This window comes from Pseudomonas sp. S3_G06 (assembly GCF_054667565.1).
In genome coordinates this window covers 4,754,222-4,775,788 of record NZ_CP162738.1, presented here as the reverse complement: position 1 = coordinate 4,775,788, position 21,567 = coordinate 4,754,222, and the positions used below count along the sequence as shown (strand labels likewise).

The following is a 21,567-nucleotide window of genomic DNA, read 5'->3' as shown; positions in this document are numbered from 1 at the left end:
GCGAAGGCGTCGTGTCAGTCGCTACTGCTGTGCCTGATACACCCGATTCGCGAGCAGGCTCGCTCCCACAGAGGAATTTCAGTGAACCCGAATAGCAATCCACAGAGGTTGAATCATGGCGGTTAACAACGAACGTGCAGGCAGTACACCGTTGATCGAAAGGCGTTCGATCGACTACATCCCGGAAGCGGAAAGACACGGTCGTCTGTTCAGCCAGTTCACCCTGTGGATGGGCGCCAACCTGCAGATCACCGCGATCGTCACCGGGGCCCTGGCCGTGGTGCTTGGCGGTGATGTGTTCTGGTCGTTGATCGGTCTTTTGATCGGCCAACTGCTCGGCGGTGGTGTGATGGCGCTGCATGCCGCGCAAGGGCCGAAACTGGGCTTGCCGCAGATGATCTCCAGCCGTGTGCAATTCGGCGTTTATGGCGCAGCGATTCCGATCGTGCTGGTATGCCTGATGTACTTGGGTTTCACCGCAACCGGGACAGTGCTGTCCGGGCAGGCGTTGGGGCAGTTGTTCGGTGTCAGCGACAGTGTCGGCATCCTGATTTTCGCCAGTGTCATCGTGCTGGTCACGGTGCTCGGTTATCGGGTAATCCACTGGATCGGCCGCGTCGCCAGCGTGATTGGCGTGATCGCTTTTGTGTTCCTGTTCTGGCGGCTGATGAGCCAGACCGACGTTGGTGCGCTCCTGCAGATTCGTCATTTCAGCTGGAGCAGTTTCCTCCTGGCGGTGTCGCTGGCGGCGTCCTGGCAGATCGCTTTCGGCCCGTATGTGGCGGACTATTCACGCTACCTGCCGAGCGCCACTTCATCGGTGAAAACCTTTTTCGCCGCTGGCGCAGGCTCGGTGATCGGCGCGCAGGTGGCGATGATCCTCGGCGTGTTTGCCGCCGCATCGGCCAACGGTCAATTCGCTGGCCATGAAGTCGCCTACATCGTCGGCCTCGGCGGCACCGGCGCCACCGCCGCGCTGCTGTACTTCAGCATCGCGTTCGGCAAGGTGACCATTTCGACGCTGAACTCCTACGGCAGCTTCATGTGCATCGCCACCATCATCAGTGGCTTCAAAGGGCACCTGACGGTTACCCGCATGCAGCGGCTGATCTTCGTGCTGTTCATCGTCGGCGCGGCGACACTGATTGCCCTGCTTGGGCAGCACTCGTTCCTCGGTGCGTTCAAGTCGTTCATCCTGTTTCTGCTCGCCTTCTTCACCCCGTGGAGCGCGATCAATCTGGTCGACTACTACTGCATCACCCGCGAGCGTTACGACGTGCCGGCGCTGGCCGATCCGAACGGCCGCTACGGCCGCTGGAACCTGCTCGGCATCAGCGTCTATGTGTTCGGCGTGCTGGTGCAGCTGCCGTTCATCTCGACCAAGTTCTACACCGGGCCGCTGGTAGCAGCGCTGGGGGATGTGGATATCTCTTGGATCATCGGCCTGGTTCTCCCGGCCGCCGTCTATTACTTCTGCGCAAAGAAATGGCACAGCGCAGTGCCCGATCGCCTGATTCTGCCGGTCGAGCAGAACAGCACCCAACAAGCAAAAACGAGCGGGGCCGGTCGCGCTGCGGCGCAGGCCTGATCTGGACGTGGACCAGGCTGGATGCCTCTTGAACTGCCGTAAGCCCATTCATGATTAGGAGCGTCACGACAATGAAATCGAACAAGACCCTGCTGACCACATTGCTGTCCATGGGCCTGTTGGCCAGTGCCGGTGCGACGCAAGCCGCCGGCTGGTGCGAATCGGGCAAACCGGTGAAATTCGCCGGGCTGAACTGGGAGAGCGGCATGCTCCTGACCGACGTGCTGCAAGTGGTGCTGGAGAAAGGTTACGGCTGCAAGACCGACAGCCTGCCGGGCAATTCCATCACCATGGAAAACGCCCTGAGCAGCAACGATATTCAAGTGTTCGCCGAAGAGTGGGTCGGCCGTAGCGAGGTCTGGAACAAGGCCGAGAAGGCCGGCAAGGTCATCGGTGTCGGCGCGCCAGTGGTGGGTGCTGTCGAAGGCTGGTACGTGCCGCGTTACGTGATCGAAGGCGACGCCAAGCGCAAGCTCGAGGCGAAAGCCCCGGACCTGAAAAATATCGCTGACCTGGGCAAGTATTCCGCCGTGTTCAAGGACGCCGAAGAGCCGTCCAAGGGCCGCTTCTATAACTGCCCGGCCGGCTGGACCTGCGAGCTCGACAACAGCGAAATGCTCAAGAGTTATGGCCTGGAAAACAGTTACACCAACTTCCGCCCAGGCACAGGACCTGCGCTGGATGCGGCAGTGCTGTCGAGCTACAAGCGTGGCGAGCCGATCCTTTTCTACTACTGGTCGCCGACGCCGCTGATGGGCCAGATCGACGCGGTCAGGCTTGAAGACCAGGCGCAGGGCAACAAGACCATTAGCATCAAGGTCGGCCTGTCGAAAACCTTCCACGACGAAGCCCCGGAACTGGTCGCCGTGCTGGAAAAGGTCAACCTGCCGATCGATCTGCTTAATCAGAACCTCGGGCGCATGGCCAAGGAACGTATCGAGTCGGCAAAACTGGCGAAAATCTTCCTCAAGGAACATCCTGAAGTCTGGCACGCATGGGTGAGCGACGACGCAGCCAAGAAAATCGACGCGGCCTTGTAGGTCAGGTTTCCCGGCTGCCAGTACGGCAGCCGGACGCTTGATCGCAACCCCTTGATTGAGAGTCCCTTATGTTTCCCGAAAGCTTTACCTTTTCCATCGCCGACTGGGTCAACGGTTGGGTCGATTCGCTGGTGACCAATTACGGCGATGTGTTCCGGCATATCTCCGACACGCTGCTGTGGGCCATCGTCAGTCTCGAAGGTTTGCTGCGTGCGGCGCCGTGGTGGTTGATGCTGGCAATCGTCGGTGTCATCGCCTGGCACGCCACGCGCAAAGTCGTGACCACGGCAGTCATTGTCGGTCTGCTGTTCCTCGTCGGCGCCGTTGGCCTGTGGGACAAACTCATGCAGACCCTGGCGCTGATGATGGTCGCGACGATCATTTCGGTGCTGATCGGCATCCCGCTGGGGATTCTCTCGGCGCGCAGCAATCGCCTGCGTTCGGTGCTGATGCCGCTGCTCGACATCATGCAGACCATGCCGAGTTTCGTGTACCTGATTCCGGTGCTGATGCTGTTCGGCCTGGGCAAGGTGCCGGCGATTTTCGCCACAGTGATCTACGCCGCGCCGCCGCTGATTCGCTTGACCGATCTGGGTATTCGCCAGGTCGACGGTGAAGTGATGGAGGCGATCAACGCCTTCGGCGCCAATCGCTGGCAGCAACTGTTTGGCGTGCAACTGCCGCTGGCGCTGCCGAGCATCATGGCCGGGATCAACCAGACCACGATGATGGCCCTGTCGATGGTGGTGATCGCTTCGATGATCGGCGCCCGTGGCCTCGGTGAAGACGTACTGGTGGGGATTCAGACCCTCAACGTCGGCCGTGGCCTCGAAGCCGGGCTGGCGATCGTGATTCTCGCGGTGGTCATCGACCGCATCACTCAAGCGTACGGTCGGCCACGCCATGAGGTGAGCAAATGAGCAATGCAAGCGTGAGCAAGATCGAAGTACGCAACGTCTTCAAGATTTTCGGCAACCGCGCCAAGGACGCGCTGGCCATGGTCGGCCAGGGCAAGAGCAAGGATCAGGTGCTCAACGAAACCGGTTGCGTGGTCGGCGTGAACGACTTGTCGCTGAGCATCGGCACCGGCGAAATCTTTGTGATCATGGGCCTGTCCGGCTCGGGCAAATCCACCCTGGTACGGCACTTCAATCGCCTGATCGACCCCACCAGCGGGGCGATTCTGGTCGATGGCGAGGACATCCTGCAGTACGACATGGACGCCCTGCGCGAATTTCGTCGACACAAGATCAGCATGGTGTTCCAGAGCTTCGGCCTGCTGCCGCACAAGACCGTGCTCGATAACGTCGCCTATGGCCTGAAAGTGCGCGGCGAGAGCAAGCAGGTCTGCGCCGAACGCGCGCTGCACTGGATCAATACCGTCGGCCTCAAAGGCTACGAAAACAAATACCCGCACCAGCTCTCCGGCGGCATGCGTCAGCGCGTCGGCCTCGCCCGTGCATTGGCGGCGGACACCGACATCATTCTGATGGACGAAGCGTTCAGTGCGCTGGACCCGCTGATCCGCGCCGAGATGCAGGACCAGTTGCTGGAGCTGCAAAAGACCCTGCACAAAACCATCGTCTTCATCACCCACGACCTCGACGAAGCCGTGCGCATCGGCAATCGCATCGCGATTCTCAAGGATGGCCGGTTGATTCAGGTGGGCACGCCAAGAGAGATCCTGCATTCGCCGGCGGATGAGTATGTCGACCGGTTTGTGCAGCGGCGCGCGGCGGTGGTGTGACGCTGAGTGGCCGTTGTGGTGAGGGGATTTATCCCCGTTCGGCTGCGAAGCAGTCGTAAAACCGGCCACTGCGGTCTGTCTGACGGATTTGCGGGCATGGTTTGGGGCGGCTTCGCCACCCAACGGGGATAAATCCCCTCACCACAGGGTTACCGGCATCAACAGAATTGGTATGAGGTTAGAGATGTCCCAGGCTGAAAAAATCGTTATCACAGGCAGCCCTCTACGTTGGCAGGACGTGGTCGCTGTCGCCCGTCACGGTGCGCCGCTGGATCTTTCCAGCGACACCTGGGCGCGCATCGACAACGCTCAGGCCATCGTTCAGCGCATCGTCGCCAGCGGCGAGCGCGCCTATGGTGTCAACACCGGTCTCGGCGGTCTGTCCAACGTATCGCTGCAAGACGAACAGCTCAGCCAACTCTCGCGCAATACCTTGCTCACCCATGCCTGTGGTGTCGGCCCGGTGCTCAGCGATGAACAGACCCGCGCAATCATCTGTGCCGCGATCCACAACTACAACCACGGCAAATCCGGCCTGCATCGGCGCGTGGTCGAAGGGCTGCTGGCGCTGCTCAATCGCGGCATCACTCCGCAGGTGCCGTCGCAGGGTTCGGTGGGTTATCTGACGCACATGGCGCACATCGGCATCGCGTTGCTCGGCGTCGGTAACGTCAGCTATCGCGGGAAGATCACCTCGGCGCTACAGGCGTTGGCCGAAGAAGGCCTGCAACCAGTGCAACTCGGTGCGAAGGATGGCTTGTGTCTGGTGAACGGCACGCCGTGCATGACCGGCCTCAGTTGTCTGGCGATTGCCGATGCCACGCGGCTGTTGCAATGGGCCGATGTCATTGGTGCGATGAGTTTCGAAGCCCAGCGCGGCCAGATCGATGCCTTCGATGCCGAGATCATTGCGCTCAAGCCGCATCCGGGCATGCAGCAGGTCGGCAACAACCTGCGCGCCTTGCTCGATGGCAGCGAAGTGATCGCCGCGAGCAAAGGCATTCGCACTCAGGATGCGCTGAGCATTCGTTCGATCCCGCAGGTTCACGGCGCCGCCCGTGATCAACTGGAGCATGCGATCAAACAGGTCGAAGCCGAACTCAACGGCTGCACCGACAACCCGTTACTGCTGGGCACGCCGGACAATTTCCGGGTGATGTCGCAGGCCAACCCCCACGGTCAATCCGTGGCGATGGCGGCGGATCTGCTGGCGATTGCCATGGCCGAAATCGGCTCGATTGCCGAGCGCCGTCTGGACCGTTTGGTCAATCCGCACGTCAGCGGTCTGCCGGCGTTTCTGGTGGCCAATCCCGGGGTCAACTCGGGGATGATGATCGTGCAATATGTCGCCGCCTCGCTGTGTGCGGAAAACCGTCAATTGGCGCAACCGGCGGTGCTCGACAACTACATCACCTCGGGCCTGCAGGAAGATCACCTGAGCATGGGCACCAACGCCGCGCTGAAGCTGCATCGTGCGCTGGAAAACTGCACGCAGATCCTCGCAATTGAATACCTGCTGGCGGCGCAGGCGTTTGAATTCCTCAAGGAACAGCGCTTTGGCGTGGGCACTGACCGCGCGTGGAAACTGCTGCGCGAAACGGTCCCGGCCTACGATCAGGATCGCTGGCTGGCGCCGGATATCGCTGCCGCTGCGACCGTGTTGAAAAACCCGAATCTGCCGCACAACGTTCTCCCGAATTTGCACTGACAACTACCCATACCAGCGTGCCAAGGCGTGGATCGTTCACAAGACGAGAAGCGACGGATAACGGAATGCTCCGGAGCGACTGGTAGTTAATAACAATGCCTAACAGGAGCATTTTAATGACTGCGCTGAACCTGATCCCCGGCCAACTGAGCCTGGCCCAACTGCGTGACGTCTACCAGCATCCGGTCACACTGACTCTCGACAACAGCGCCAGCGCGCAGATCGAGGCCAGCGTCGCCTGCGTCGAGCAGATCCTTGCCGAGAACCGCACCGCCTACGGCATCAACACCGGTTTCGGTCTGCTGGCCTCGACGCGCATCGCCAGCGAAGACCTGGAGAACCTGCAGCGTTCGCTGGTGCTCTCGCACGCGGCCGGCGTCGGCCAGCCGATCAGTGATGACCTTGTGCGACTGATCATGGTGCTCAAGGTCAACAGTCTCAGCCGTGGTTTTTCCGGGATCCGTCGGCAGGTGATCGATGCGCTGATCGCGCTGATCAATGCTGAGGTCTATCCGCATATTCCGTTGAAAGGTTCGGTCGGTGCGTCGGGCGATCTGGCGCCGTTGGCGCACATGTCGCTGGTGCTGCTGGGCGAGGGCAAGGCCCGCTACAAGGGCGAATGGCTTGAGGCCACCGAAGCGCTGAAAGTCGCCGGCCTGGCGCCGCTGACGTTAGCGGCTAAAGAAGGTCTGGCGCTGCTCAACGGTACCCAGGTTTCCACGGCGTTTGCGCTGCGCGGTTTGTTCGAAGGCGAGGATCTGTTTGCCGGTGCAGTGGCGCTGGGCAGTCTTACTGTTGAAGCCGTGCTCGGTTCGCGCTCGCCGTTCGACGCGCGCATTCATGCCGCACGTGGGCAGAAAGGTCAGATCGATGCCGCTGCCGCGTACCGCGATCTGCTCGGTGAGCGCAGCGAAGTCTCCGCCTCGCACCAGAATTGCGACAAGGTCCAGGACCCGTACTCGCTGCGCTGCCAGCCGCAAGTCATGGGCGCCTGCCTGACCCAGTTTCGTCAGGCCGCTGAAGTGCTGGCAGTGGAAGCCAACGCGGTTTCCGATAACCCTTTGGTATTCGCCGCCGAAGGCGACGTGATTTCCGGCGGCAACTTCCACGCTGAACCGGTGGCCATGGCCGCCGACAACATGGCCCTGGCCATCGCCGAAATCGGCTCGCTGAGCGAGCGGCGCATCTCGCTGATGATGGACAAGCACATGTCGCAACTGCCACCGTTCCTGGTGGCCAATGGCGGGGTGAACTCCGGTTTCATGATCGCCCAGGTCACCGCTGCGGCGTTGGCCAGCGAAAACAAGGCGTTGTCCCATCCACATTCGGTGGACAGCCTGCCGACCTCGGCCAACCAGGAAGATCACGTATCGATGGCCCCGGCCGCCGGCAAGCGTTTGTGGGAAATGGCCGAGAACACTCGCGGCATTCTCGCCGTGGAATGGCTGGCGGCGGTGCAGGGCCTGGATCTGCGCAACGGTCTGAAGACCTCGCCGAAGCTTGAACAGGCACGGGCGATTTTGCGCAAGGAAGTGCCGTTCTATGAGAAGGACCGCTTCTTTGCGCCGGACATCAATGCTGCGACGCAATTGCTGGCGTCGCGGTGCTTGACCGAGCTGGTGCCGGCGAAGCTTTTGCCGAGCCTTTAACCCTACCCACTGATCGTTCCCACGCTCTGCGCGGGAATGCCTCAAGGGACGCTCCGCGTACAGTGACGCGGAGCGTCACGGGCTGCATTCCCACGCAGAGCGTGGGAACGATCACTATAAGAGGAACCGGGATGAAAACCCTCTGGCAACACTGCCACGTCGCAACCATGGCCAACGGCGCCTATTCGATCATCGAGGATGCCGCGATCGTGACGTCCGGCGCGCTCATCGAGTGGATCGGCCCGCGCACTCAATTGCCTTCCGGCGAATACCCGGCGGTCAATGATTTGCAGGGTGCGTGGGTCACCCCCGGTCTGATCGACTGCCACACCCACACCGTGTTCGGCGGCAACCGTAGCGGTGAGTTCGAGCAGCGTCTGCAAGGCGTCAGCTATGCCGAGATCGCCGCGCAGGGCGGCGGCATCGCCAGCACCGTGCGCGCCACTCGCGAAGCCACTGAGGACGAGCTGTTCGCCAGCGCCGCCAAACGCCTGAAAAGCCTGATGCGCGACGGCGTGACCACGGTGGAAATGAAGTCGGGCTACGGTCTCGATCTGGCCAACGAGCGCAAGCTGCTGCGAGTCATCCGGCACCTGGCCGAAGAGCTGCCGATCAGCGTGCGCAGCACTTGCCTGGCGGCGCACGCGTTGCCGCCGGAGTACAAGGATCGCGCCGACGAATACATCGATCTGGTCTGCGAGCAGATGCTCCCGGCCCTTGCCGCCGAAGGTTTGGTCGATGCCGTGGATGCGTTCTGCGAATACCTGGCGTTTTCGCCGGAGCAGGTCGAGCGGGTCTTCGTCGCCGCGCAACAACTCGGACTGCCGGTGAAGCTGCACGCCGAGCAATTGTCCTCGCTGCACGGCTCCAGCCTCGCCGCACGCTACAAAGCCTTGTCCGCCGATCATCTGGAATTCATGGACGAGGACGATGCCATCGCCATGGCCGCCGCCGACACCGTCGCTGTGCTGCTACCGGGCGCGTTCTACTTCCTGCGCGAAACCCAATTGCCGCCGATGGACGCGCTGCGCAAGCACAAGGTGAAGATCGCCATCGCCAGCGACCTCAACCCCGGCACCTCGCCGGCGCTGTCGTTGCGTCTGATGCTGAACATGGCCTGCACCTGTTTCCGCATGACTCCGGAAGAAGCCCTGGCCGGGGCGACCCTTCATGCCGCGCAGGCGCTGGGCATGGCTGACACCCACGGCTCGCTGGAGGTCGGCAAGGTCGCTGATTTCGTGGCGTGGGACATCGAGCGTCCGGCGGATCTGGCCTATTGGCTCGGTGGCGATCTGGACAAGCGTGTCGTGCGTCACGGCGTCGAATCGAATCTGTAGGAGAGCGGTTGTGGACAAAGTACTGAATTTCAAACAAGGGCGCGTGCCGCTGCTGATCAGCATGCCCCACGCCGGTTTGCGTCTGACCCCGGCGGTCGAAGCCGGGCTGATCCCCGCTGCGAAGAGTCTGCCGGACACCGACTGGCATATCCCGCAGCTCTACGATTTTGCCGAGGAGCTGGGCGCCAGCACCCTGGCCGCCGAGTATTCGCGTTTCGTCATCGACCTCAACCGGCCGTCCGACGACAAGCCGTTGTATGCCGGGGCAACCACCGGTTTGTACCCGGCGACGTTGTTCGACGGCATTCCGTTGTTTCAGCAAGGTCTGGAACCGTCGAAAGAGGAGCGCGCGACTTACCTGGAGCAGATCTGGACGCCGTACCATCGCACCTTGCAGCAAGAGCTGGCGCGACTGAAAGCCGAATTCGGCTACGCGCTGTTGTTCGATGCGCACTCGATCCGCTCCATCATCCCGCACCTGTTCGACGGCAAACTGCCGGACTTCAACCTCGGCACCTTCAATGGCGCCAGTTGTGATCCGCAACTGGCTGCTGAACTGGAAGTGATCTGCGCGCGGCACGAGCAGTTTACTCATGTGCTCAACGGTCGCTTCAAAGGCGGGCACATCACCCGCCAGTACGGCGATCCGGCGCAGAACATCCACGCCGTGCAGCTGGAACTGTGTCAGTCCACCTACATGGAAGAGTTCGAACCGTTCCGCTACCGCGCCGATCTGGCCGAACCGACGCGGGTGGTGCTCAGGGAATTGCTGCAGGGCTATCTGGCCTGGGCAAAATCTCACTACAGCGCCTGACCGCTGTGGGAGCGAGCCTGCTCGCGAAGGCGTCCGTTCAGCCGACAACCAGGCCGAATGTCACACCGCGTTCGCGAGCAGGCTCGCTCCCACAGGATCGCGCTCAGCCCGTGAGGGTGATGGCTGACAAACGGTGACAGCGCACAGGCATGCTCATTGACGCAAATCGGGTTTATGATGCCCAACGGCAGAATAATACGAGTCCCCCCAGGGATGACCTCGACCCCTTACGGAGCGCGCAATGCAGACTTTGTTTCCGCAGATCAAACCCCACGCCCGGCACGATCTGGCTGTCGATGACACCCATACGCTGTACGTCGATGAAAGCGGCTCGCCGGAGGGTTTACCGGTGGTGTTCATCCACGGTGGCCCCGGCGCCGGCTGTGACGCCCAGAGCCGGCGCTATTTCGATCCGAATCTGTATCGCATTGTCACCTTCGACCAGCGCGGCTGCGGTCGCTCCACCCCGCACGCCAGCCTGGAAAACAACACCACCTGGGATCTGGTCGAGGACCTGGAGCGCATCCGCAAACACCTTGGCATTGAAAAATGGGTGTTGTTCGGCGGCTCCTGGGGTTCGACCCTGGCGCTGGCCTACGCGCAAACCCACCCGGAGCGGGTGCATGGCCTGATTCTGCGCGGGATCTTTCTCTGCCGTCCGCAGGAAATCGAATGGTTCTATCAGGCCGGCGCCAGCCGTCTGTTCCCCGATTACTGGCAGGACTACATCGCGCCGATCCCGCTGGACGAGCGCGACGACCTGCTCAACGCTTTCCACAAACGCCTGATCGGCAACGATCAGATCGCCCAGATGCATGCAGCGAAGGCGTGGTCGACCTGGGAAGGGCGCACCGCGACCCTGCGCCCGAACCCGCTGGTGGTCGATCGTTTCTCCGAGCCGCAACGCGCGCTGTCGATCGCGCGGATCGAATGCCACTACTTCACCAACAATGCCTTCCTTGAACCTAACCAGCTGATTCGCGACATGGGCAAGATCGCTCATCTGCCCGGCGTGATCATTCACGGTCGCTACGACGTGATCTGCCCGCTCGACAACGCCTGGGAATTGCACCAGGCCTGGCCGAACAGTGAATTGCAGGTGATCCGCGACGCCGGCCACGCCGCATCCGAGCCAGGCATCACCGATGCGCTGGTGCGCGCCGCGAGCAAAATGGCCCAGCGCCTGCTCGACCTGCCGCTCGAAGAAGCATGAAGGCGCTGTTGCAACGCGTACGCGGCGCGCGGGTAGAGGTCGCCGGCGAGGTAGTCGGCGCGGTCGATCAGGGTTTGCTGGTGCTGGTGGCGGTAGAACCCGACGACACGCGTACCAGCGCCGACAAACTTCTGCATAAGCTGCTTAACTATCGGGTATTCAGTGACGCCGAGGGCAAGATGAATCTGTCCCTGGCGGATGTGGGTGGCGGGTTGCTGCTGGTCTCTCAGTTCACCCTCGCCGCAGACACCAGAAGCGGCCTGCGTCCGAGCTTTTCCACGGCCGCACCGCCGGCGCTGGGTGAAGAATTGTTCGACTATTTATTGAGTCAGGCGAAACAGGTGCATGGCACTGTGGCATCAGGTAGATTCGGCGCCGATATGCAGGTGCACCTGGTCAACGATGGCCCGGTAACCTTCCTGTTACAGACCTGACAGTGCCTGAAACATGTTTTTCGGCAATTTCGACTGTTTTTAGGCTGTTTTCGCGATAAATACTTTGTTACCCCTGATGCGTTGTCATCCGGGCTACTAGATAATCGCGCGCTGCGGGGATCGACATTCGTTGATCCGTTTTGACTTAGGTAGAGACTTGTCTGGATCCGATTGGGGAATCATTTTGCCCCGGCGGAGTCGGAACATTGCTCGCCAACCTGGCATAAAGATAGCTGGCCGTTGGTTTATTGATCTGTTTTCGGCGAGGGTTGCTCGTGATTGTTAGTCCCTGTAATGCAGCAAAAATGTCTGCCAAACGCATGCGAAGTGCTCTGGTAGCGGGTTCGGCGCTCCTGTGCCTGCTCAGCGCCGGTCAGCTTTGGGCGTTCAATCTTGACGACGTATCGGCCAAGGCCAAAGAGCTGGCCGGGCAGAAGTTCGAAGCCCCGCGCAGCAACCTGCCGAACGAATTCCGCGAAATGAAGTTCGCGGACTACCAGAAGATCCGCTTCCTCACCGAAAAGGCTGAGTGGGCCGATCAGAAGACGCCGTTCAAGCTCTCCTTCTATCACCAGGGTATGCACTTCGATACACCGGTGAAAATCAACGAAATCACTGCGAACACCGTCTCGGAGATCAAATACGATCCGAGCCGCTTCGATTTCGGCGATCTGAAATTCGATCCGAAAGCCACCGAGCAACTGGGCTATGCCGGTTTCCGTGTGCTGTACCCGATCAACAAGGCCGACAAGCAAGACGAGATCATGACCATGCTCGGCGCGAGTTACTTCCGCGTCGTCGGCAAGGGCCATACCTATGGTCTGTCGGCCCGTGGTCTGGCGATCGATACTGCGCTGCCGTCGGGTGAAGAGTTCCCGCGTTTCCGCGAGTTCTGGATTCAGCAGCCCAAGCCGGGCGACAAGCACCTGGTGATCTTCGCTCTGCTCGACTCGCCGCGTGCCACTGGTGCCTACCGTCTGATCCTGCGTCCGGGCAGCGACACCATCGTCGACGTCAAAGCGCAGATGTTCCTGCGTGACAAGGTTGGCAAACTGGGTATCGCGCCGCTGACCAGCATGTTCCTGTTCGGCGCCAACCAGCCGTCGAAAGTGCTCAACTACCGTCGTGAACTGCACGACTCCAGCGGTCTGTCGATTCATGCCGGCAACGGCGAGTGGATCTGGCGCCCACTGAACAACCCGAAACATCTGGCCGTGAGCAACTTCAGCGTCGAGAACCCGCGTGGTTTCGGTCTGCTGCAGCGTGGCCGTGACTTCAGCCACTACGAAGACCTCGACGACCGCTACGACAAGCGCCCAAGCGCCTGGATCGAGCCGAAGGGCGAGTGGGGCAAGGGCACTGTCGATCTGGTAGAGATTCCGACCGCTGACGAAACCAACGACAACATCGTTGCGTTCTGGAGCCCGGAAAAAATGCCGGAGCCAGGCCAGCCGCTGGACTTCGCCTACCGCATGCACTGGACCATGGACGAAGCAGCACTCCACGCGCCGGACAGCGCCTGGGTGGCACAGACCCTGCGTTCGACCGGTGACGTCAAGCAATCGAACCTGATCCGTCAGCCCGATGGCAGCGTGGCCTATCTGGTCGACTTCGAAGGTCCATCGCTGGCGGCACTGACGCCGGATGCCGACGTGCGCAGTCAGGTCAGCGTCGGTGACAACGCCGAACTGGTCGAGAACAGCGTGCGCTACAACCCGGAAACCAAGGGCTGGCGCTTGACCCTGCGGATGAAGATCAAGGATCCGAGCAAAGCGACCGAAATGCGTGCCGCCCTGGTTCAGCCAGTGGTCACAGCAGATCTGGGCAAATCGGTGCCGGCGTCCAATTCGTCGGTCGCCAAGGCTGACAAGGTTGCCGCCAAGCAACAGGAAAAACTCGACAAGGAAGCCAAGGCCGCCGAAGCCAAACAGGCTGAAGCCAAGCCTGCAGCCGACGCCAAGGACAAGGCCAACAAAGACGCCAAGCAGCCAGTCGCTGCCGACGCGGCCCCAGCCACACCGGAATCGGCGCCGACTGAAGAAGTCCTGACCGAGACCTGGAGCTATCAGTTGCCTGCCGATGAGTAATTCACCAGTACAGCCAGAGACTCTGTCCGAGTATCTGGCGCATCTGCCGATGACCGACGAGCAACGCGCGGAACTCGCGGGTTGCCAGTCGTTCAGCGAGCTGCATGAACGCCTGTCGTCCTCGACATTCGACGCTCCTGCCGAAGCCGCCCAGGCTTCGGTGGGCAAGCGTCTGACCCTGAGCACTGCCGAAGAACTCGCTGAAGCGGAAATGCTGGTGCTCGACGCCAGTGGTCGGGTCAGCCTCAAGGCGACCCCGCCGATCCGCCGCACCAAGGTCGTGCCGGAGCCATGGCGCACCAATATCCTGGTGCGTGGCTGGCGCCGTCTGACCGGGCGCACCAACCCGCCGCAGCCGCCGAAGGACGCCAATGTCCTGCCGGCCGCGCGCTGGCGCACCGTCGGTTCGATCCGCCGCTATATCCTGTTGCTGCTGATGCTCGGCCAGACCATCGTTGCCGGTTGGTACATGAAAGGCATCATGCCGTACCAGGGCTGGTCGTTCGTCGATCTCGATGAAGTCCTGCATCAGCCGCTGCTGCAAACCGCCACGCAAGTGCTGCCGTACGCGCTGCAAACCAGCATCCTTATTCTGTTCGGGATTCTGTTCTGCTGGGTCTCGGCGGGTTTCTGGACCGCGCTGATGGGCTTCCTCGAGTTGCTCACCGGCCACGATAAATACCGTATCTCCGGGAAAAGCGCCGGTAACGAGCCGATTCCCAAAGATGCGCGTACTGCGCTGGTAATGCCGATCTGCAACGAAGACGTGCCGCGTGTATTCGCCGGTCTGCGTGCGACGTTCGAATCGGTAGCGGCCACTGGTGATCTGGATCGCTTCGACTTTTTCGTCCTCAGCGACAGTAACGACACCGATATCTGCGTCGCCGAGCAACAGGCCTGGCTGGATGTCTGCCGCGAGGCCAAGGGCTTCGGCAAGATCTTCTATCGCCGTCGTCGCCGTCGTGTAAAACGCAAGAGCGGCAACCTCGACGACTTCTGCCGTCGTTGGGGTGGTGACTACAAGTACATGGTCGTGCTCGACGCCGACTCGGTGATGAGCGGCGAGTGCCTGACCAGTCTGGTACGTCTGATGGAAGCCACGCCGGACGCCGGGATCATCCAGACCGCGCCACGTGCGTCGGGCATGGACACCCTGTATGCGCGGATGCAGCAGTTTGCGACCCGCGTGTACGGCCCGCTGTTTACCGCCGGTCTGCACTTCTGGCAGTTGGGTGAATCCCACTACTGGGGTCACAACGCGATCATCCGCATGAAGCCGTTTATCGACCACTGCGCTTTGGCGCCGTTGCCGGGCAAGGGCGCGTTCTCCGGTGCGATCCTTTCCCACGACTTCGTCGAAGCTGCGCTGATGCGCCGTGCCGGCTGGGGCGTGTGGATTGCCTACGACCTGCCGGGCAGTTACGAAGAGTTGCCGCCGAACCTGCTCGACGAACTCAAGCGTGACCGCCGCTGGTGCCACGGCAACCTGATGAACTTCCGCCTGTTCCTGGTCAAGGGCATGCACCCGGTGCACCGCGCGGTGTTCCTCACCGGCGTGATGTCCTACCTGTCGGCGCCGTTGTGGTTCTTCTTCCTGGTGTTGTCGACCGCGCTGCTGGCGGTGAACACGCTGATGGAGCCGCAGTACTTCCTCGAACCGCGTCAGCTCTATCCGCTGTGGCCTCAATGGCACCCGGACAAGGCCATCGCGCTGTTCTCGACGACCATCGTGCTGCTGTTCCTGCCGAAGCTGTTGAGCATCATCCTGATCTGGGCCAAGGGCGCGAAAGAGTTCGGCGGCAAGTTCAAGGTGACCCTGTCGATGCTGCTGGAGATGCTGTTCTCCATGCTGCTGGCGCCGGTGCGGATGATTTTCCACACCCGCTTCGTCCTCGCCGCGTTCCTCGGCTGGGCCGCGACCTGGAACTCGCCGCAGCGTGACGACGACTCGACGCCGTGGAGCGAAGCGGTCAAGCGCCACGGTCCGCAGACGTTGCTGGGCTTCTTGTGGGCGCTGCTGGTGATCTGGCTGAACCCGAGCTTCCTCTGGTGGCTGGTGCCGATCGTCGGTTCGCTGATGCTGTCGATCCCGGTATCGGTGATCTCCAGCCGTGTCGGCCTGGGCCTGAAGACCCGTGACGAGAGTCTGTTCCTCATCCCTGAGGAATACAATCCGCCACAGGCCTTGCTGGCAACCGATCAGTACACCCACGAGAACCGTTACCACGCCCTCAACGACGGCTTCGTCCGCGCCGTGGTCGATCCTCAGCAGAACGCCCTGGCGTGCTCGCTGGCGACCTCGCGTCATGGCCAGGCCGAGCCGATCGAGTGGCTGCGTCAGGAACGTGTGCGTCACGCGATCAAGGTCGGCCCGGCCGGGCTGAACAACCATGATCGCCTGCAACTGCTCAGCGACCCTGTTGCACTGGCACGCCTGCACGAGCAGGTCTGGGCCGAAGGTCACGCTGAGTGGCTGGACGCCTGGCGCGCTTCGGTGAAAGCCGATCCGCACGCGCCGTTGCTGCCGCTGCGACCGGTGAGCCTGCAGACTCAGCCGGCCTGATGAGAAAACCCCGCTGATTCAGCGGGGTTTTTTTATGTCCGCTGTTGAGCTGCGAACAAACACCGATCAAACCTAAAACCAGTGCAAAGCATCCGTCGCCGAATTGGCGCGCCCGTTACCTACGACGCGCAGACCGCGCCGCTGCCTTCGCGAGCAGGCTCGCTCCCACAGGGAAACGCATTCCAAGGTGGCAGCGAGCCTGCTCGCGAATGGCATCACCTCGGTTACAGGCGAACCGAGGTTGTGCATCAACTCAGACTTTGAAACGGCCTACCAGCATCTGCAGATGCGTGCCCAGTCGCGCCAGTTCAACGCTGGATGCGGCAGTCTCCTCGCTCGCCGCCGAGGTCTGATCGGACACATCGCGCACGTTCAGTACGCTGCGGTTGATCTCTTCGGCCACGGCGCTCTGCTGCTCGGCGGCTGCGGCGATCTGCTGGTTCATCGCCTGGATCGCCGAGACGGTGCGGGTGATGCTCTCCAGTGAGCCACCGGCACGCCGGGTCAGTTCGACGCTGCTGTCGGTCAGGCTGCGGCTGTTGTCCATGATCGTCGCCACTTGCTGAGTGCCGTTTTGCAGACCGACGATCAGCTCTTCGATCTCTTCGGTGGACTTCTGCGTGCGCTGGGCGAGGCTGCGCACTTCATCGGCAACCACGGCGAAACCACGTCCGGCTTCACCGGCGCGGGCCGCTTCGATGGCGGCGTTGAGGGCCAGCAGGTTGGTTTGCTGGGCCACCGACTTGATCACGTCGAGGACGCTGCCGATCTTGTCGCTTTCGCGCTTGAGTTCGCCCATGGCTTCGGTGGAATGCCCCACCTCGACCGCCAGACGTTCGATCTGGGCGATGGCTTCGCCGACGACCTTGTCACCTTCGCGGGCCTGTTGATCAGCGGCGACAGCGGCCTCGGAAGCTTCTTCAGCGTTGCGCGCGACTTCCTGCACGGTAGCAGCCATTTCGTTCATGGCGGTGGCGACCTGATCGGTCTCGACCTTCTGATTATTGACCCCGGCGCTGGTCTGCTCGGTCACCGCGGATAGCTCTTCAGCGGCGCTGGCGATCTGCGTGACGCCGTCGCTGATGCCACCGATCAATTCGCGCAGGCCTTGAGTCATGCTCTGCATCGAGCGCTGCAATTGGCCGAGCTCATCGCGGCGCAGGGAAACCAGGTTGTGGGTCAGATCACCGGCGGCCACGCGCTCGGCTACTTTGAGGGTCTGGGTCAGCGGAATGATGATCTGCCGAGTGATGATCCACGCTGCCAGCAAACCGAACATCAGCGCCAACACAGTGGCGATCAGCAGCATGTTCTTGGCGTGGGCGGCGTCGGTGTCGCGCACCACGGTTTGCGATTCGGTGAGCTTCTTGCTGGCCATGATCAGGATGTCGCCCTGAGCCGACATGCTGGCCAGTGCAGCGGCGTTCTTCACCTGTGAATCACGGAACTGAGCGACGGCGGCGCGATAGGCCTTGAGCGAGTCGGTGGCTTGCTGCAGGTTGGCGATGTGTTGCTCCGGCACGCGGGTCGGCAGGCTCTCGAGATTTTTTAGGGCGTTGTCGATGGCAGTCAGCGCCGGTTGCTCGGCATCGGCCTTGCCGCTATAGGTGTAACCGCGCACCTGATAGCGCGCCTGCTGCAACAGTTTGCTCAGCTCGATCACCGCGTTGTATTGGGCGACGCTGTCGCCTTGCAGTAGCGCACTTTCAACTTCGCCAACCTTGGCCACGGCATTATCGGCGTTGGCGCCAAGCTTGCTCCGCGCGTCTTCACGCTGGACGGTGGCCTGGGTCATTTCGCCGAAGGCGCGTTTGTATTCGGCGACCGCAGCAAGCTGTTGGTCGACCATCGCCACATCGGATGGCTGCTCGATCATGCCGCGTGCCGATTGCAGACCGCTTTCAAGTTGGTTGAGGTATCCATTGACCGCGCCCGGGCCCTGTTCGCCACGGCGCATGTCGTAGTCCATGCGCGCCAGGCGCAGGTCTTTGGTCAGCTCATTGAGGCTGGAAATGAAACCGAGCTTGTCGCCACGGCTGATGATGCCGCTCATGCCGGTCCAGCCGGTGAAAGTGATCAACAGCGTCAGCAACAGCACCAGGCCGAAACCGATGCCCAGCTTGCGTTTGACGCTGACGTTTCCAAGACTCTCGGCTAACCAACGGTACATGCGACCACTCCCTTCGGACCACTAAATTGGACTTATAGGGGTTGTATCGGCTGGGTGATGGCAATCTGTAACGCCACTTGTCCGCGACCGTAGAAGCTTGTAGGAGCTGACGAGTGCAACGAGGCTGCGATCCTTTGATCTTGCTTTTAAAACAAGATCAAAAGATCGCAGCCTTCGGCAGCTCCTACACAGGATCGGTGTCGCGCTAGAACAGGCGTGCAAGCAGGGCGGTGACGGCGGTTTCGACGCGCAGAATGCGCTCGCCCAGTTGCACCGGTTGCAGGCCGGATCTGGCCAGCAGATCGATTTCGTAGGGAATCCAGCCACCCTCGGGGCCGATGGCCAGGGTCACCGGTTCGCTCAGAGCGCGCGGGCAGGGCGGGAAGTTGCCGGGGTGGCCTACCAGGCCGAGGGTGCCCTCGGCGATCGCCGGCAAGCGATCTTCAACGAAAGGCTTGAAGCGCTTTTCGATGACGATCTCTGGCAGCACCGTATCGCGAGCCTGCTCCAGCCCGAGAATCAACTGCTCACGAATCGCTTCCGGCTCCAGAAACGGCGTCTGCCAGAAGCTTTTCTCCACGCGATAGCTGTTGACCAGAATCACCTTGGCCACGCCCATGGTCGCGACGGTCTGGAACACGCGGCGGAGCATTTTCGGCCGGGGCAGGGCCAGCACCAGGGTCAGCGGCAGTTTGGCCGGCGGTGGCTGATCGAGGCTGATGCGCAGCTCCGCTTCGCCCGCTTCGAGGCGCAGCAACTCGGCCGAACCCATCAGCCCGTTGATGCGCCCGACGCGCAGGCTGTCGCCGACTTCCGAACGATGCACTTCCTGCATGTGCGTAAGGCGCCGGTCGCGCAGGATCACGCGGTCGGCCGCAATGAAGTCGGCCTCTTCGAGCAGCAGCAGGTTCATGCCTGGGTCGCTGGCGGCTGGTCGTTGTGGTCGTCGGCCGGGGTTTCGTCCGGGCGTTCGCGCTTGCTGACCAGCGCGCCGAAGAGAATGCCGATCTCGAACAGCATCCACATCGGCACAGCCAGCAGGGTCTGCGAGAAGATGTCCGGCGGGGTCAGGATCATGCCGACCACGAAGCAGCCGATGATCACGTACGGGCGGATCTTCTTCAGGTATTTGACGTCGACCACGCCGATCCACACCAGCAGGACCACGGCCACCGGGATCTCGAACGCCACGCCGAAGGCGAAGAACAGCGTCATGACGAAATCGAGGTAGCTGGCGATGTCGGTCATCATTTCCACGCCGGCCGGGGTGGCAGCGGCGAAGAACTTGAAGATCAGCGGAAAAACGAAGTAATAGGCGAACGCCATGCCGATGTAGAACAGCAGGATGCTGGAGATCAGCAACGGTACCGCAACGCGTTTTTCATGCTTGTACAGGCCCGGTGCGATAAAGCCCCAGATCTGATGCAGGATCACTGGAATCGCAAGGAACAGCGAAACCATCATCGTCAGTTTCAGCGGCGTCAGGAACGGCGACGACACGTCGGTGGCGATCATCGTCGCGCCGACCGGCAGGTACTGGCGCAGCGGCGTCGAGACGAAGGTGTAGATCTGCTGGGTAAACGCGAACAGCCCGGCAAAGATAATGAAGATCGCCGCCACGCAACGCAGCAGGCGGGTGCGCAACTCGGTGAGGTGCGAAACCAGCGGCATGTGCTGGTCGTTTTCCGGAAGATCGCTCATGGGGCTCGCGGCGGCAGTGTAGGGTCTTGAGGCGCTGGTGTAGTCGGCGCGGCGGAGGGCGCTACGTGTTCAACCGATGTGTCTGTGGTAACCGGCGAAGGTCCTGGCGGTGTTACAACAGGTGCAGGTGCAGTGGGAACGGCAGCGCTGTGAATCGTCTGCTCGCCCACAGGCTCGACCGGCGTCGGCTCCTGCTGGTTCGGATTGAAAATCTTCCGCGCCTCTTGCTCCAGCGACAGAATATGTTCGTTGTGCAGTTGCCGACGGATCTCGTCGGCACCGATTTCACGTTCAACTTCCTGTTTGATCGCGTTGAAGCTGCGCTTCAGGCGGCCGACCCACAGACCGGCGGTGCGCGCAGCGCCCGGCAGACGCTCGGGGCCGAGCACCAGCAGGGCGACGAGGCCGACGAGCAGCAGTTCAGAGAAGCTGATACCAAACATTAGTCAGTGCTCACACGTCTTTGCGGATCGGCTCTTCGACTTTCTGCGCCTGCACGTCGATGGTGTGCGGCGGGTTGGCCTGAGCGGTGGTTTGCGGCTGCACCGGTGGCACAGGCTGGGCCGGCGGGGTCACGCTCGGTTCGGCCGGTTTTTCGTCGTCGTTCATGGCTTTGCGAAAGCCCTTGATCGATTCGCCAACGTCGGTGCCGAGGTTTTTCAGTTTCTTGGTACCGAACACCAGTACCACGACAATCAGAATGACGACCCAGTGTTTCCAGTCAAAAATGCCCATGTGGCGATTCCTCTCTAAAAGTTGTTCAGGCGGACGGACGCGAGGCTTTCTCGACGTGTCCGGACAGGCCGAAGCGACGGTCCAGTTCATCCAGCACGGCCTGCGGATGCTGCCCCAGTTGGGCGAGCATGACCATGCTGTGGAACCACAGGTCGGCGGTCTCGTAGATCACATCACTGCAATCGCCGCTGATCGCGGCATCCTTGGCGGCAATAATGGTTTCGACCGACTCTTCGCCGACTTTCTCCAGAATCTTGTTCAGCCCCTTGTGATACAGGCTGGCGACATACGAACTGTCGGCGGCTGCGCCTTTGCGCTCTTCAAGTACCTGAGCGAGGCGGGTCAGGGTGTCACTCATGTGTGTGTCCTGCGGAATAGATAGCGTGCGGATCTTTCAGTACCGGGTCGACCGTTTTCCAGTCGCCGTTTTCGAAGACCCGGTAAAAGCAGCTTTGACGGCCGGTGTGGCAGGCGATGTCGCCGATCTGTTCAACCATCAGGATGATCACGTCGGCGTCACAGTCCAGGCGCATCTCATGCAGTGTCTGCACATGACCGGACTCTTCGCCCTTGCGCCACAGCTTGCCACGGGAACGTGACCAGTAGATTGCACGATTCTCCGCAGCGGTCAGTTCGAGCGCTTCGCGGTTCATCCAGGCCATCATCAATACGCGCCCGGTCTTGTGATCCTGGGCAATCGCCGGCACCAGGCCGTCAGCATCCCACTTGATCTCGTCCAGCCAGTTTTTCATCTTCAATTCCTGAAAAGCAGCTTCGAGTT

19 protein-coding genes and 1 pseudogene are annotated in these 21,567 nt (G+C 61.4%); 12 read left to right on the top strand and 8 right to left on the bottom strand.

The genetic code is table 11. The features are described 5' to 3' along the window. Window positions 1-115 precede the first annotated feature (115 nt). The 12 genes from AB4N47_RS21275 (at window position 116) to mdoH (ending at window position 16,180) form a co-directional block, all read left to right on the top strand. Entirely contained in the window at window positions 116-1,588 is a 1,473-nt protein-coding gene (locus AB4N47_RS21275) for a purine-cytosine permease family protein (protein WP_122747968.1), read from the top strand. A 71-nt stretch (window positions 1,589-1,659) separates the two neighbouring features. Next, window positions 1,660-2,628 (top strand): ABC transporter substrate-binding protein, encoded by a 969-nt coding sequence (locus AB4N47_RS21270; RefSeq protein ID WP_123444029.1) that lies wholly within the window; start codon window positions 1,660-1,662, stop codon window positions 2,626-2,628. Window positions 2,629-2,696: 68 nt separating this feature from the next. After that, a complete protein-coding gene (locus AB4N47_RS21265; RefSeq protein WP_016772087.1) occupies window positions 2,697-3,548 on the top strand; it encodes an ABC transporter permease in 852 nt (283 codons plus the stop codon). Further along, window positions 3,545-4,375, top strand: a complete 831-nt coding sequence (locus tag AB4N47_RS21260) for a quaternary amine ABC transporter ATP-binding protein (RefSeq protein WP_016772086.1) — start codon at window positions 3,545-3,547, stop codon at window positions 4,373-4,375. The genes AB4N47_RS21265 and AB4N47_RS21260 overlap by 4 nt, the downstream gene beginning before the upstream one ends. A 184-nt stretch (window positions 4,376-4,559) precedes the next feature. After that, window positions 4,560-6,083 carry an HAL/PAL/TAL family ammonia-lyase gene (locus AB4N47_RS21255; protein ID WP_460154334.1) on the top strand — a complete coding sequence of 508 codons (1,524 nt, stop codon included), beginning with the start codon at window positions 4,560-4,562 and terminating at the stop codon, window positions 6,081-6,083. Window positions 6,084-6,199: 116 nt separating this feature from the next. Continuing rightward, window positions 6,200-7,732, top strand: coding sequence for a histidine ammonia-lyase (gene hutH, locus AB4N47_RS21250; protein ID WP_341638406.1), 1,533 nt, complete (start codon window positions 6,200-6,202; stop codon window positions 7,730-7,732). A gap of 131 nt (window positions 7,733-7,863) precedes the next feature. After that, window positions 7,864-9,069 (top strand): imidazolonepropionase, encoded by a 1,206-nt coding sequence (gene hutI, locus AB4N47_RS21245; protein WP_341638407.1) that lies wholly within the window; start codon window positions 7,864-7,866, stop codon window positions 9,067-9,069. Window positions 9,070-9,079: 10 nt separating this feature from the next. Beyond that, on the top strand, window positions 9,080-9,883 hold the full coding sequence (gene hutG / locus AB4N47_RS21240) for an N-formylglutamate deformylase (RefSeq protein WP_341638408.1): 804 nt from the start codon (window positions 9,080-9,082) through the stop codon (window positions 9,881-9,883). Window positions 9,884-10,124: 241 nt separating this feature from the next. Beyond that, complete coding sequence (pip, locus tag AB4N47_RS21235; protein WP_024011249.1) at window positions 10,125-11,096, top strand: prolyl aminopeptidase; 972 nt, start codon at window positions 10,125-10,127, stop codon at window positions 11,094-11,096. Beyond that, a complete protein-coding gene (gene dtd / locus AB4N47_RS21230; RefSeq protein ID WP_073471585.1) occupies window positions 11,093-11,530 on the top strand; it encodes a D-aminoacyl-tRNA deacylase in 438 nt (145 codons plus the stop codon). Before pip ends, dtd begins: the two co-directional genes overlap by 4 nt. Before the next feature lie 305 nt (window positions 11,531-11,835). Next, the gene (locus tag AB4N47_RS21225; protein ID WP_160768503.1) at window positions 11,836-13,617 is read left to right on the top strand and encodes a glucan biosynthesis protein G; all 1,782 of its coding nucleotides are present in this window, start codon (window positions 11,836-11,838) and stop codon (window positions 13,615-13,617) included. Further along, window positions 13,610-16,180, top strand: coding sequence for a glucans biosynthesis glucosyltransferase MdoH (mdoH, locus tag AB4N47_RS21220; protein ID WP_341638409.1), 2,571 nt, complete (start codon window positions 13,610-13,612; stop codon window positions 16,178-16,180). The genes AB4N47_RS21225 and mdoH overlap by 8 nt, the downstream gene beginning before the upstream one ends. Before the next feature lie 253 nt (window positions 16,181-16,433). Here mdoH and AB4N47_RS21215 read toward each other — a convergent pair whose 3' ends face one another. From AB4N47_RS21215 to hisI, 8 genes and pseudogenes are all read right to left on the bottom strand, one after another. Next, window positions 16,434-17,147: a methyl-accepting chemotaxis protein gene (locus tag AB4N47_RS21215; protein WP_371262571.1), complete on the bottom strand. Its 714-nt coding sequence runs from the start codon at window positions 17,145-17,147 to the stop codon at window positions 16,434-16,436. A 141-nt stretch (window positions 17,148-17,288) separates the two neighbouring features. Beyond that, window positions 17,289-18,233 (bottom strand): annotated as a pseudogene (locus AB4N47_RS21210) (methyl-accepting chemotaxis protein); the annotation flags it as partial. A gap of 322 nt (window positions 18,234-18,555) precedes the next feature. Further along, entirely contained in the window at window positions 18,556-19,263 is a 708-nt protein-coding gene (locus AB4N47_RS21205) for a 16S rRNA (uracil(1498)-N(3))-methyltransferase (RefSeq protein ID WP_110644828.1), read from the bottom strand. Further along, window positions 19,260-20,051, bottom strand: coding sequence for a twin-arginine translocase subunit TatC (gene tatC / locus AB4N47_RS21200; RefSeq protein WP_016772075.1), 792 nt, complete (start codon window positions 20,049-20,051; stop codon window positions 19,260-19,262). Before tatC ends, AB4N47_RS21205 begins: the two co-directional genes overlap by 4 nt. Beyond that, complete coding sequence (gene tatB, locus AB4N47_RS21195) at window positions 20,048-20,494, bottom strand: Sec-independent protein translocase protein TatB (protein ID WP_341638411.1); 447 nt, start codon at window positions 20,492-20,494, stop codon at window positions 20,048-20,050. Before tatB ends, tatC begins: the two co-directional genes overlap by 4 nt. 10 nt (window positions 20,495-20,504) lie before the next feature. After that, window positions 20,505-20,786: a twin-arginine translocase TatA/TatE family subunit gene (locus AB4N47_RS21190; RefSeq protein WP_016772073.1), complete on the bottom strand. Its 282-nt coding sequence runs from the start codon at window positions 20,784-20,786 to the stop codon at window positions 20,505-20,507. Between the two features lie 25 nt (window positions 20,787-20,811). Continuing rightward, window positions 20,812-21,144: a phosphoribosyl-ATP diphosphatase gene (locus AB4N47_RS21185; protein ID WP_003220849.1), complete on the bottom strand. Its 333-nt coding sequence runs from the start codon at window positions 21,142-21,144 to the stop codon at window positions 20,812-20,814. After that, window positions 21,137-21,538, bottom strand: a complete 402-nt coding sequence (hisI, locus tag AB4N47_RS21180) for a phosphoribosyl-AMP cyclohydrolase (RefSeq protein WP_007899278.1) — start codon at window positions 21,536-21,538, stop codon at window positions 21,137-21,139. The genes AB4N47_RS21185 and hisI overlap by 8 nt, the downstream gene beginning before the upstream one ends. Between the last annotated feature and the right edge of the window lie 29 nt (window positions 21,539-21,567).

Excerpts from the sequence above, each read along its gene's own strand:
- AB4N47_RS21275 (WP_122747968.1), top strand. The coding sequence starts at position 116 with ATGGCGGTTAACAACGAACGTGCAGGCAGTACACCGTTGATCGAAAGG.
- AB4N47_RS21270 (WP_123444029.1), top strand. The coding sequence starts at position 1,660 with ATGAAATCGAACAAGACCCTGCTGACCACATTGCTGTCCATGGGCCTG.
- AB4N47_RS21265 (WP_016772087.1), top strand. The coding sequence starts at position 2,697 with ATGTTTCCCGAAAGCTTTACCTTTTCCATCGCCGACTGGGTCAACGGT.
- AB4N47_RS21260 (WP_016772086.1), top strand. The coding sequence starts at position 3,545 with ATGAGCAATGCAAGCGTGAGCAAGATCGAAGTACGCAACGTCTTCAAG.
- AB4N47_RS21255 (WP_460154334.1), top strand. The coding sequence starts at position 4,560 with ATGTCCCAGGCTGAAAAAATCGTTATCACAGGCAGCCCTCTACGTTGG.
- hutH (WP_341638406.1), top strand. The coding sequence starts at position 6,200 with ATGACTGCGCTGAACCTGATCCCCGGCCAACTGAGCCTGGCCCAACTG.
- hutI (WP_341638407.1), top strand. The coding sequence starts at position 7,864 with ATGAAAACCCTCTGGCAACACTGCCACGTCGCAACCATGGCCAACGGC.
- pip (WP_024011249.1), top strand. The coding sequence starts at position 10,125 with ATGCAGACTTTGTTTCCGCAGATCAAACCCCACGCCCGGCACGATCTG.
- dtd (WP_073471585.1), top strand. The coding sequence starts at position 11,093 with ATGAAGGCGCTGTTGCAACGCGTACGCGGCGCGCGGGTAGAGGTCGCC.
- AB4N47_RS21225 (WP_160768503.1), top strand. The coding sequence starts at position 11,836 with ATGTCTGCCAAACGCATGCGAAGTGCTCTGGTAGCGGGTTCGGCGCTC.
- mdoH (WP_341638409.1), top strand. The coding sequence starts at position 13,610 with ATGAGTAATTCACCAGTACAGCCAGAGACTCTGTCCGAGTATCTGGCG.
- AB4N47_RS21215 (WP_371262571.1), bottom strand. The coding sequence starts at position 17,147 with ATGAACGAAATGGCTGCTACCGTGCAGGAAGTCGCGCGCAACGCTGAA.
- AB4N47_RS21205 (WP_110644828.1), bottom strand. The coding sequence starts at position 19,263 with ATGAACCTGCTGCTGCTCGAAGAGGCCGACTTCATTGCGGCCGACCGC.
- tatC (WP_016772075.1), bottom strand. The coding sequence starts at position 20,051 with ATGAGCGATCTTCCGGAAAACGACCAGCACATGCCGCTGGTTTCGCAC.
- tatB (WP_341638411.1), bottom strand. The coding sequence starts at position 20,494 with ATGTTTGGTATCAGCTTCTCTGAACTGCTGCTCGTCGGCCTCGTCGCC.
- AB4N47_RS21190 (WP_016772073.1), bottom strand. The coding sequence starts at position 20,786 with ATGGGCATTTTTGACTGGAAACACTGGGTCGTCATTCTGATTGTCGTG.
- AB4N47_RS21185 (WP_003220849.1), bottom strand. The coding sequence starts at position 21,144 with ATGAGTGACACCCTGACCCGCCTCGCTCAGGTACTTGAAGAGCGCAAA.
- hisI (WP_007899278.1), bottom strand. The coding sequence starts at position 21,538 with ATGAAAAACTGGCTGGACGAGATCAAGTGGGATGCTGACGGCCTGGTG.